11 protein-coding genes are annotated in these 11924 nt (G+C 37.4%); 7 read left to right on the top strand and 4 right to left on the bottom strand.

Annotated elements, in window-relative coordinates; translation table 11 throughout:
- Positions 1-88: 88 nt before the first annotated feature.
- Positions 89-658, top strand: coding sequence for a UPF0758 domain-containing protein (locus PGN18_RS20885; protein WP_335321517.1), 570 nt, complete (start codon positions 89-91; stop codon positions 656-658).
- A 519-nt stretch (positions 659-1177) separates the two neighbouring features.
- Here the strand turns inward: PGN18_RS20885 and PGN18_RS20890 are convergent.
- Complete coding sequence (locus tag PGN18_RS20890) at positions 1178-1918, bottom strand: LytR/AlgR family response regulator transcription factor (RefSeq protein WP_335321518.1); 741 nt, start codon at positions 1916-1918, stop codon at positions 1178-1180.
- Between the two features lie 429 nt (positions 1919-2347).
- Between PGN18_RS20890 and mgtE the strand changes: the two genes are divergently transcribed.
- Positions 2348-3724: a magnesium transporter gene (mgtE, locus tag PGN18_RS20895; protein ID WP_335321519.1), complete on the top strand. Its 1377-nt coding sequence runs from the start codon at positions 2348-2350 to the stop codon at positions 3722-3724.
- 9 nt (positions 3725-3733) lie between these two features.
- Positions 3734-4348 (top strand): HAD hydrolase-like protein, encoded by a 615-nt coding sequence (locus PGN18_RS20900; protein WP_335321520.1) that lies wholly within the window; start codon positions 3734-3736, stop codon positions 4346-4348.
- Between the two features lie 230 nt (positions 4349-4578).
- Here PGN18_RS20900 and ychF read toward each other — a convergent pair whose 3' ends face one another.
- A complete protein-coding gene (gene ychF / locus PGN18_RS20905; RefSeq protein WP_335321521.1) occupies positions 4579-5679 on the bottom strand; it encodes a redox-regulated ATPase YchF in 1101 nt (366 codons plus the stop codon).
- Positions 5680-6017: 338 nt separating this feature from the next.
- Between ychF and PGN18_RS20910 the strand changes: the two genes are divergently transcribed.
- On the top strand, positions 6018-6482 hold the full coding sequence (locus PGN18_RS20910) for a hypothetical protein (RefSeq protein WP_335321522.1): 465 nt from the start codon (positions 6018-6020) through the stop codon (positions 6480-6482).
- A 71-nt stretch (positions 6483-6553) separates the two neighbouring features.
- Here PGN18_RS20910 and PGN18_RS20915 read toward each other — a convergent pair whose 3' ends face one another.
- Both PGN18_RS20915 and PGN18_RS20920 read right to left on the bottom strand, forming a co-directional pair.
- Positions 6554-6877, bottom strand: a complete 324-nt coding sequence (locus PGN18_RS20915; RefSeq protein WP_090987565.1) for a DUF3276 family protein — start codon at positions 6875-6877, stop codon at positions 6554-6556.
- 79 nt (positions 6878-6956) lie between these two features.
- On the bottom strand, positions 6957-8747 hold the full coding sequence (locus PGN18_RS20920; RefSeq protein WP_335321523.1) for an ABC transporter ATP-binding protein: 1791 nt from the start codon (positions 8745-8747) through the stop codon (positions 6957-6959).
- Positions 8748-9331: 584 nt separating this feature from the next.
- Here PGN18_RS20920 and PGN18_RS20925 point away from each other — a divergent pair.
- From PGN18_RS20925 to PGN18_RS20935, 3 genes are read left to right on the top strand one after another with little or no spacing between them, the layout of a single operon-like run.
- Positions 9332-10420: a Glu/Leu/Phe/Val family dehydrogenase gene (locus PGN18_RS20925; RefSeq protein WP_335321544.1), complete on the top strand. Its 1089-nt coding sequence runs from the start codon at positions 9332-9334 to the stop codon at positions 10418-10420.
- Positions 10421-10470: 50 nt separating this feature from the next.
- On the top strand, positions 10471-11421 hold the full coding sequence (nusB, locus tag PGN18_RS20930; protein ID WP_335321524.1) for a transcription antitermination factor NusB: 951 nt from the start codon (positions 10471-10473) through the stop codon (positions 11419-11421).
- A 2-nt stretch (positions 11422-11423) separates the two neighbouring features.
- A complete protein-coding gene (locus tag PGN18_RS20935; protein ID WP_335321525.1) occupies positions 11424-11882 on the top strand; it encodes a DUF1573 domain-containing protein in 459 nt (152 codons plus the stop codon).
- Positions 11883-11924 lie beyond the last annotated feature (42 nt).

An 11924-nucleotide genomic window follows, 5' to 3' on the forward strand; every position in this document is an offset into this window, starting at 1 on the left:
TTTTATCCGATCGGATCGGATACGCTAATATACAACCGATTAGCTTGAAATCAAATATCCAATTTTGTCTAAACTTTAAATGATGAAGATGGAAAATATCAATCTTGCAACCGAAAACTTCTCTTCAGGGAAGAGAAATTATTTTCTGGATTTTAAAAGGGCTGTCAATGATAGCCGTTATTTGTGCATTACAAGGAGTGATGAACAGTACGATGGTAGCTACAAACGTTCAACCGTGGTGGTCTTCGAACAGGACTTTCACTTTTTGATTTCGGCAATGTCTTCGTTGTTTCATTCAGCCGCTTATCTAAGCCAGGATAATTTCAGTGTGGCTGATGTAGTCCGCCTTAATGATGTCCGCGCGAACAAAGGGATTAAATCATGGGACCCAAACCTAAGGCCAAGGGAAAAGTTTATCGCACAAGGATCCGGTCAGCTGACTGACGCAGAACTGATTGCGATGCTCATCGGTTCAGGTCGGACTGATGTGAGTGCTGTAGCGTTGGCAGAACACATTCTAAAAGCTGTCGGGGGCAGGCTTGATCTATTAGCTGCGCAGGATCATAAATCTCTTTCCAGGTTTAGAGGAGTTGGGTTAGCCAAGTCCAGTGCTATCCTGGCGGCACTTGAACTGGGCAGAAGGATGTGCGCGGTTTAGTCTATTAAAGCCCCATTTCGTCCATCAAGAATCGAATTTCGCTTGTCAACAAAATTGAACAATCTTAAATCCGTTTAAAACCAGCTTTTGAACAATTTCCAGCGAAAAATAGTGCAATATGTAACCTTAGACATAGCCAGTTTGATATAAAAGTAGTGCCTAGTGTTAGAATAGTCTATAATATGTAATTTACGTTTCAGTTCTGAATTTAATCTTTGGGATTTAATTTTTTTGCAAAGATCAAAATGAATTGGATAAATTGTAAACTCACTGATATAATTTGCAAAGAAAAAACACCAGTAGAAATATTTTACAAATGTTTTGTAATTAAAATTATTTAAAAATTATCTGTCTGTAAATCAGTAACTTGAGACGTACTATCGATGGTACCGGAAACCATAATTCTATCCATTGAACTACGGGAGCAAGGCTGCAAATATAGGATTTGAAAACTTATTTTTTTTGCATTTTTAATAAAAAAATTACAGTTAAATTCAGCTATTACCGTCACAGCTCAGGTTAAGTTCTGCCGGATAATAGAAACCGTTCTTCAATGAACTTGCTAAAAGCTGCCTTATAATGGGCCGCCATCAATACTTCATACTTTCCAAGGTTTATCTTATTACCTTCAATTTTCTTTACGTAAGCCGAATTGATGATATAAGATTTGTGTACCCTGAAAAAGCTTGTATGGTATTTAAGTTTTCCTTCCATTTCCTTGATGGTCATGTAAACAGAGTGATTTTCGGTAGGGGTATACAAATGAATATGGTTATTTGAACCCTGGATATAGATGATGTCGTTTTTTGAAATGGTTAGTATTGTGCTTTTGTCTCTAGATTTTCTAAAATAGAATACTTCTTCACCATCTCCTTCAAAATTATGGCTTCCGTAGCATTCTTTTAATACGTCATTGACCACTTTTGCGAATTCTGAAAGATCAAAAGGCTTAAGCAGATAATGTTTTGCCCTGACTTTAAAAGCCTCAATCGCATATTGAGGGTAGGAGGTTATGAAAATGATGTTGTGGGGTTCGCCCTTCAAATTTTCTGCCAGGTTAATTCCTGAAAGATTAGGCATGTCGATATCAGTGAAGATGATGTGGCTTTGCTTCAGCATGGTAATATCGTTAAGAGCTGAAACCGATTTTACATAGGTTGATTCCAACCTGAGCCGTGGAAATGCTGAGATAAATTCTTCAAGAATGTCAATAGCTGACTGGTCATCATCGATAATGATGCAGGGGATTGTATTATTCATGAGAGATATATTAGATATGACAAGATACAAATATTCTTGGTTAGAATCAGGGCTATCTGAAAGCTTTGATAATAGAATTTAAATCGTCACGTTTTTGTTGATTGAAAAGCACAAAAATTTTTAATATGTCATTTCGATATGGTGATTAATCTTCACATTCATAAAGGGGCAAGTCTGGTTATAAAGCTCCGGAAATACAATAAAATTTGGTGTGCAGGAAAATCTTTTTAACCCGATTTATTTTATGTTAAAAAATGATTAAATCATTTATATAATATGTTCTGATGTTGACTTTATGCACTTGTCTTTTTAAATTAGGCTGTTTGGCATACGGATTTTAGGGGCTTAGGTTGGCTTTTTAAGAAATAAAATGCACCTTTGCGAACCGTTAAATAGGTTTAAAGCATGTAACAAATAAAATAGCTGTGTATGGAAGAAATGGTTGTGGAAGAAATTCAGGAACTACTTGAAAAAGAGAACGACAAAGCATTAAAGCAATATCTGGATCAACTGAATATTTCGGATGTTGAAGAACTGATAGATGAACTTCCACAACATGCAGCTAAATTTATTGAAACCTTGTCTCTCAACAGGGCCGTAAATGTATTCAGGATCCTGGATTTTCCTACACAGGAACGTATCATTAAAAAACTTTCAGGTAATAAACTTAATCAGATCATTAAAGATCTGCCGCCCGATGATCGTACCGCACTTTTTAGCGAGTTGAAAGGCGATGTAGTGAAAAAAATGATCACCCTTTTGCCGACTGAAGAACGTAAAGAGTCACTTGCACTTTTAGGCTACAAAGAAGACAGTATAGGCCGTTTAATGACACCCGATTACATTGCCGTAAAACCTGAATGGTCTATCACAAGGGTTTTGGCACACATTAGGCGTTACGGTAAAAACTCCGAAACCATTGATGTGGTATATGTAATTGATAAGGATGGAGTGCTGTTGGATGATATCAGGATACGTGAAGTTTTATTGGCCGATCCTGAAGCTATTATCGGCGAATTGACCGATAAACGGTTCATTGCTTTAAAAGCAAATGACCCTCAGGAAGATGCGATTAACATCTTTAGGATGAATAACCGCGTGGCTTTACCTGTAGTTGATGAGAACAACATTCTTTTAGGTATTGTTACCGTTGATGATATCTTGTGGATCGCCAATGAAGAGTATACGGAGGATATGCACAAAATAGGGGGAACAGAGGCTTTGGATGAGCCTTATCTGGATATCCCGATTTTAAAACTGGTGAAGAAACGTGCTGGTTGGCTAATCGTTCTTTTTTTGGGCGAAATGTTAACCGCAACGGCTATGCAGCACTTCGAAATCGAACTCGAAAAGGCAGTTGTGTTATCTCTTTTTATTCCATTAATTATGAGTAGCGGTGGTAACAGCGGTTCCCAGGCTTCGACCTTAATTATCCAGGCCATGGCCTTAGGCGAGGTAACCATCGCAGAATGGTGGCGTGTAATGCGCCGCGAACTTGTTTCAGGAGCCTTATTAGGGATCATTTTGGGAACAATTGGTTTCGTTCGCATTGTAACCTGGCAAGAACTACATCTTTATAATTACGGCCCCCACTGGCTTTTAATCGCAACGACCATATTCTTCACCCTTGTTGGGATTGTTTTATGGGGTAGCTTAATCGGTTCTATGATGCCAATTATTCTGAAAAAACTGAAACTTGATCCGGCAACTTCATCGGCACCCTTTGTAGCCACCATGGTAGATGTAACCGGAATCGTCATTTATTTTAGTGTAGCCGTATTGATTTTGAAAGGCGTTTTACTTTAAATTTAAATCATGCAAAAGATAATTACCACACTTTTTACTGATATCGGGGGCGTTCTGTTAACCAATGGCTGGGATAGGCAGGCAAGGGGAGAGGCATCAGTACTTTTTAACCTCGATTCTGTTGACCTCGAAGAAAGGCATCACCTTACCTTCGATACTTATGAAGTGGGTAAATTAACGCTTGATGAATACCTGGAGCGTATCGTTTTTTTTAAAGAACGCAATTTCACCTACGATGATTTTAAGGAATTCATGTTTAAAAAATCGCTTCCTTATCCCGAAATGATACAATTGATCTGTGATTTAAAAAAGAAATACAACTTAAAGGTAGCCGTAATCAGCAACGAAGGAAGGGAACTCAATCAATACCGTATTAATACCTTTAAACTGAATGAGTTTGTAGATTTTTTTGTTTCATCAAGCTTTGTGCATTTCCGTAAACCCGATGCCGATATCTTTAAAGTAGCTATAGATATTTCGCAAAGCGACGTAGAAACAAGTTTATACATTGACGACCGTATGTTATTCGTGCAGGTTGCTGAAGGTTTGGGTTTAAAAGGCATTCATCATAGCAATTACGAAGATACCAAAGCGCAACTAGCCGCATATGGTTTGGAGGTTTAATATATATTCTATTATCTCGTTCGTCATCCTGAATTTATTTCAGGATCTTCAGTGCGATAAAAGCAGATGAGTTGACAACTTTCTTGGCAACCGTGCTATTAAGTTGTCAACTCTAAAATAGCCACCGCGGATCTCCGCTAAAGGTTCATTGCAAAAAAAAATAGCCATTCTTGCGAATGGCTGATCAATATTATTTGTCCGAAGCCTCTTCAGGGGTTTAGGGTAAGGGCTTATACATTAAACCTAAAGTGCATGATGTCGCCATCTTCCACTACGTAGGTTTTTCCCTCAACGCCCAATTTACCAGCATCTTTACAAGCGTTTTCAGAACCTAAGGTTACAAAATCGTTATACTTAATCACCTCTGCACGGATAAAACCTTTTTCAAAATCGGTGTGGATTACGCCAGCAGCCTGTGGCGCAGTAAACCCTTTGGTAATGGTCCATGCCCTTACTTCTTGTACACCAGCAGTGAAATAAGTATAAAGGTTTAATAATTTATAAGCGGCACGAATCAATTTATTAACACCCGATTCAGTCAAACCTAAATCAGCCAAAAATTCCTGACGCTCTTCATAACTATCCAGTTCAGCAATTTCTGATTCAATTTTAGCAGAGATTACCAAAACCTCAGCATTTTCATCAGCAACATTTGCCCTAACCAGATCAACATATTTGTTTCCGGTAACAACCGATGCTTCATCCACATTACAAACATACATTACCGGTTTTTGAGTAAGTAAGCCTAAATCTTCGATAAAATCAAAATCATCTTGCGCCAACGGTGCCGTACGAACAGATTTACCGCTTTCCAAATGAGATTTAACCAATGTTAAAATTTCGTAAGTACGTTTTGCATCTTTATCACCACCTGTTTTAGCCATTTTTTCAACTTTTTGAATACGCTTATCAACGGTATCCAAATCTTTAAGCTGCAGCTCGGTATCAATAATTTCACGGTCGCGGATCGGATCAACAGAACCATCCACATGGATTACATTTCCATCATCAAAACAACGTAAAACGTGAATAATGGCATTGGTTGCACGGATATTTCCTAAAAATTGGTTTCCTAAACCTTCACCTTTTGATGCGCCTTTTACTAAACCTGCAATATCAACAATCTCGATTGTATTGGGTTGCACTTTATTTGGTTTAACCAACTCGGCCAGTTTGGTTAATCTATCATCAGGCACTGTAATTACACCAACATTCGGCTCAATAGTGCAAAACGGAAAGTTTGCAGCTTGTGCTTTTGCATTTGATAAACAGTTAAAAAGAGTCGATTTTCCCACATTTGGTAAACCTACTATACCACATTGTAATGCCATTATTTATTAGTATTTATGTCTATTTTGGCTATTGGTTCATAGTCTTATGGTCAATAGCCGTATGCTCATTATTAATTTTTTTGTATTGATGCTCTGGCCATGATCTATCAAACCGTCAACCACAACCATTTTACCTTCTACCTTCTACCTTCTACCTTCTACCTTCTACCTTCTACCTTCTACCTTCTACCTTCTACCTTCTACCTTCTACCTTCTACCTTCTACCTTCTACCTCAAATTCCGCGCAAAGATAAGCTTTTAAAACCTTTATTTAAACCCTTGCTCTTGTATCAAATCTATATTTTATCTAAGTTTAGCCCAAAATACATAGCGATTAAATGGAAGATTTTGAAAAAGAAGTGCCTCAGGAAGTAAAGTTGGTTGTTACCGAAGAAATGCGCAGCTATTTTTACGATATGAGTAAGTGGGCAAGATTTTTATCGGTTGTAGGCTTTGTGGTCTCTGCATTTTTAACCATAAGCTCATTTGGAATAGGGGCTGCAATATCTGCAAACCCTGCAATGCTTAATCAGTTAGGGCCATTGGCCGGTATCGGCGCAACAGGCATTACCATATTTTACCTGCTATTAGCCTTACTGTTTTTTTATCCAAGTTTATTGCTGTTGCGTTTTTCAGCCAAGGGCAAACAAGGTGTGCTGTTTGGCGATCAGGAAAATTTTAATGATGCCATTGCAAATGTTAAATCACTATTTAAATTTTGGGGTATACTCACCATTGTGTTTTTGGCAAGCTACTTTCTGTTAATTTTTGCAGTAGCACTAAGCAGTGTGGGTATAAGATAAGAAAAAACGAATTCATAAAAAAAGCCTCCTGATTTTTAAAATCGAGAGGCTTTCTATTGAAATTATATTACTTAAAAAGTAAAATCGTCACTTGTTTTTGTGCTATGTTCTCCATTTTCAGAATATTCATAACGTTTTTCAACCACATCCTGGTGAGTTTTGATATAATCTACAGTTTCATTTAGTCCTTCTGCAAATTTTTCAAAATCTTCTTTATATAAAAAGATTTTATGTTTTACAAATACACCGTCTTCTAATCTTTTCTTGCTCTCGGTAACTGTTAAATAGTAATCACCCGATCTTGTAGCCTTCACGTCGAAGAAATAAGTTCTCTTTCCTGCTCTTACTTTCTTTGAAAAAACTTCTTCTCTTTCCTTGTTGTCGAATTCTCCCATGGTTGGTATTGATGTTGGTTTTTGGTTTCGGTAAATATAAAGCAAATATTTAAAGTTCAAAATACAATTTTAATACAATTTAAATAGTTCGCGTTTCTTCCTCCAACAGTTGGTTATTATAAAGCTCCTTATAACTGCCGTTTAGCCTAAGTAATTCATTGTGTGTGCCTTGTTCAATGATTTTACCGTTATCCATTACCAGAATTTTGTCTGCATTTTTAATGGTCGAAATCCTATGGGCAATTAAAATACTTGTTTTTCCAGCCATGATTTTACCCAGATTTTGTAGTATTTCCTCCTCTGTTTTTGTATCAACAGCCGAAAGACAATCATCGAAGATCAGGATCTTAGGCGATTTAATCAATGCTCTGGCAATAGAAACGCGCTGTTTTTGTCCTCCGGAGAGGGTTATCCCACGCTCGCCAAGCATGGTTTCAAATTTTTCTTCAAAATCAATAATATTGGTATAAACCGAAGCATTTTTTGCAGCAGCATGCACTTCTTCATCCGTAACCTCATCTAAGCCAAAGGCAATATTGTTTTTTATGGTATCCGAAAAAAGAAAAACTTCCTGTGGTACTAAGCCAACCTGGCCACGATAATCTTTTAGATTTAATGTTTTTATGTTCTTGCCATCGATGTTTATTGCTCCATCTTCAACATCATACATTCGCATGATAAGATTTGCTAAAGTAGATTTTCCCGATCCCGTTTTTCCAATAATCGCTGCAAATTCGCCGCTATTAACTTCAAAACTCACATTTTTCAAAGCTTCAATGCCTGTATCTGGATAGGTAAAACTTACACTATCGAATTTGATATTACCATTAAGTTCAATTTCCCCAGTTTCATTGGATTGAATATCTGATGGGATGTCTAAAAACTCGTTTATCCTTTTTTGCGATGCAGCTGCCCGTTGAATTAAAGAAGTAACCCAGCCCAACATGGTTACAGGAAAGGTTAACTGGTTAATGTAAATGATGAATTCGGCGATATTTCCTGCAGTAATATTGCCGTTCATCACCTGGATGCCACCTATATAGATGGTTAAAATCGTACTTAATCCAATTAACAGCAGCATGGTAGGGTAAAACAAGGCCGATACTTTAACCAAACTCATCGAATCTTTTTTATATTCATTGCTCTGGATTTCAAACATATTCCTGGTATAATCTTCGCGGACATATGATTTAATAATCCTGATGCCCGAGAAACGCTCCTGTACAAAGCTGGAAAGATTTGATAAACGCTCCTGGATCTTCCCGCTTTTTCTAAAGATCAGGGTATTTACGTAATAGATAATCACCACCAGAAAAGGGAGGGGCAACAAGCAATAAACGGCCAGTTTGGAATTTACATCAAACATCGACCAGATAATGAGCACAGATAAAACAAACGTATTGATGGTGTACATAATCGCCGGGCCAACATACATCCTTACCCTGTTCACATCCTCTGTTGCCCTGTTCATTAAATCACCCGTATTATTTCTACGGTAAAAGCCCAGGCTCAGCTCCTGGTAATGTTGGTAAATATCGTTTTTCATATCGAACTCTATATGCCGCGACATTAATATAATGGTTTGGCGCATAAAGAACAAAAACAGACCCCGCAATAAATAAAGTGCAATAACCAGCAAACCAAAAAATAAAAGGTTGCTGCTAAATATATCGTAAATAATGGCCTGCCGGTCGAAACCGGCAAACAGGTTAAATAGCTGAATATTTTCACTAATCAAGTCAACAGCATAGCCAATTACCTGTGCGGGTACTACGCCAAAAATATTAGAAATCACCACAAAAATACTTCCGGGAATAATCCACCATTTGTATTTGAGAAAGTATTTGTTTAATCGGCTCAGATGTTTCATGTTGTACAAACTTAGATAATTTTGTTATTTCATTCTACTTATTTGTCCATTTGAAATTGAGTTCTAAATATTAATGACATTATGAGTGCAAATGCCATTCGTGCCAGGCTATTTGTTTTTGGAAATGTGTGGCTCCGCTTTTCATTGTATTTGCAGTCCTGCTATTCATGTCAAGCCGGTTGAAGGGCCGAGCTTTACATTACTGTCAGGTTTATTTTACAGGAGCTGTGTTTCTTGGTTCCGTAATCATCGTGATATCGGATGTCTCCATTTGACACTAGTATTTCTCCTGCGGTTTATTATACTGAAAGATAGTTCATTTATTAAGTGTGGTGATTACCCCAACAATCTAAGCTAATAAAAATGCATCTATGCGATTAGCCTGCACAGCAGTGATAACGATAGTGATAAATTCTAACAATAGCATGAATGCTATAACTTTTTTCCACTATAGATCTTTGGTACGCAGAGTGATGATGGGAACGGATTGCATTGATAACCAAATTAATTTGTCATAGTTTTCTTAAATACGTGTAATAATGGTTTTTTATTTTAATTTTGCAGCAGGTTATCCGAACGTTCATATGCCAGCAAATTCTCCGTCAGATTCATCAATTTTAGATCAATTAAGTGCTTACGGGCATAAAAAATTGGTTTTCTGTAATGATCCAGATACAGGTTTAAAAGCAATTATTGCTATACACGATACTACATTAGGCCCTGCTTTAGGTGGAACACGCATGTGGAGTTATAGCACAGAGAGTGAAGCATTAGAAGATGCGCTACGGTTATCCCGCGGTATGACTTACAAGGCAGCAATAACGGGTTTAAACCTGGGCGGCGGAAAAGGTGTAATCATTGGCGATTCCAGAAAAGACAAAACTGAAACTTTAATGCGTAGCTATGGCAGGTTTATCAAAAACCTAAATGGCGAATTTATTACCGCAGAAGAAATGGGCACCAATACGCGTGATATGGAATATATCCGTATGGAAACCAATTATGTTACCGGCGTTCCTGAATCTATTGGTGGTGCAGGTAATCCGGCTCCCTTCACTGCCCAAGGTGTATATTTAGGCATCAAAGCAAGTGTTAAAGAAGTTTTTGGTACAGATATGCTTGCCGGAAGAACCATTGTAGTTCAAGGGATTGGAAATGTTGGTGAACACCTGGTTGCCTTATTGCGAAAAGAAAACGCTGAAGTATTGATCAGCGATATTAACCAGGAACAGTTAACTTATGTTGCCCGCAAATATAAAGCAAAACCAATCGAGGCTGATAAAATATTTACCACTGATGCTGATGTTTATGCCCCATGCGCAATGGGTGCTACCGTTAATAACAGAACCATCGAAAAAATGAAATTCGCCATTATTGCAGGTTCCGCAAATAACCAGTTAAAAGATGAGGTTCTGGATAGCGAATTACTCTTAAAAAAAGGAATTTTATTTGCGCCTGATTACCTGATCAATGCAGGTGGGTTAATTTCCTGTTATTCGGAATTAACGGGTTTTGGTAAAAAACGTACCGTACAACTCACCGAGAATATTTACGATGCTACACGCAGCGTAATAAAATTGAGTAAAGCGGAAAATATATCAACAAACATTGCCGCCAACCGGATTGCCGAAAAGCGGATTGCAGATATTAAAAAAATTAAATCGTCATATTAAATCATAATCATTAAAACAGGTTTTAACTAACCACACTCGTTCTTACATTCATGTTAAACAGAAGGCACTTAAGAATCAAAGCTTTGCAAAATATTTTTGCTTGGCACATGGCAGACAAAAAAGACATTAAGGGTGATTTAAAGACCCTAATGCAAAGTATCGATAGCGTGTACGAAATGTACATCTGGATGTTATCTTTAATGGTAGAAGTTACCGAATTTACTGCTAACGACGCAGCAGAGCGCGCAAATAAGTTTATCAAAACTGCAGAGGATATTAATCCCAATATGAAATTGCTACACAATAAGTTTAGCGTTTTATTGCAGCAGAATCCAGAATATGTTTCTGCAATTAAAAAATACAAGGTTGATTGGGGTTTTGATCCTGAAATCCGTAAAACCGTTTACAGTTCTTTAAAGGCATCAAAAGAATATGCTGATTATCTGGCCGATCCAAATGAAAGTTTAGAATCGTCAAAAGATATCATCAAATACATTTTCCGTAAAATCATCTTAAAAAACCAGGCTATTATTCAGGTTTTTGAAGAGAAATTCATTAATTGGCAGGTCGATCACGAAGTGATGAAAGGAATGGTAGCCAAAACCTTAAAAAACTTTACATCCGAAGATCCTTTCAAAAATAAACTGACCGAAATTAGTGCTGATTGGGTTGAAGATAGCAAGTTTGTTCAAGACCTCTTTGTACATACTTTGCAGAATGACGCAAAGTACCAGGAAATGATTGCTGACCGGACCAAGAACTGGGAATCGGAACGTATTGCATTAATGGACACCATCTTAATGAAAATGGCCATTTGCGAGCTGTTAAACTTTCCTTCTATCCCGGTTAAAGTAACCATTAATGAGTATTTAGAGCTGTCAAAAGATTACAGTACACCGAAAAGTAATTCATTTATAAACGGTATTTTAGACAAAATTTTAGGCGATCTTAAGAAAAACAATACCATTGAAAAGATCGGACGCGGATTAATCGAAGATTAGAAATGAAAAAAACATTTATACTTGCTATTGCTGCACTCTCATTTGTAGCGTGTCGCAATGCAAATAATCAAACCAGTGAAAGTGCTTCAGCTGGTTCCGTTGGCAATGATACATCAAAAACAGCTAAAGTTGCGTCAGCAGATGCACCAGTTATCGTTTTCGAACGAGATATTTTCGATTTCGGTAAATTAACACAGGGTGAAAAAGTTAAGCATGATTTCAAGTTTAAAAATACGGGGAAGAGTCCGCTAATCGTTTCCAATGCAACTGCAACCTGTGGCTGCACCATTCCGCAGGTACCTGGCGAACCTATTTTACCAGGTAAAGAGGGGGTAATCAGTGTAGTTTTTAATAGCGAAGGCAAAATGGGTATGCAAGATAAGGTGGTAACGGTAACATCCAATGCAAATCCTACGATAAGTACCGTTCATTTGGTAGGAGAGGTGCTGGAAAAAAAATAAATCGGTTCGGTGGTTTAAGCATCATCCACAACGATCAAAATT

This window comes from Pedobacter terrae, assembly GCF_036946585.1.
GTDB lineage: Bacteria > Bacteroidota > Bacteroidia > Sphingobacteriales > Sphingobacteriaceae > Pedobacter > Pedobacter terrae_C.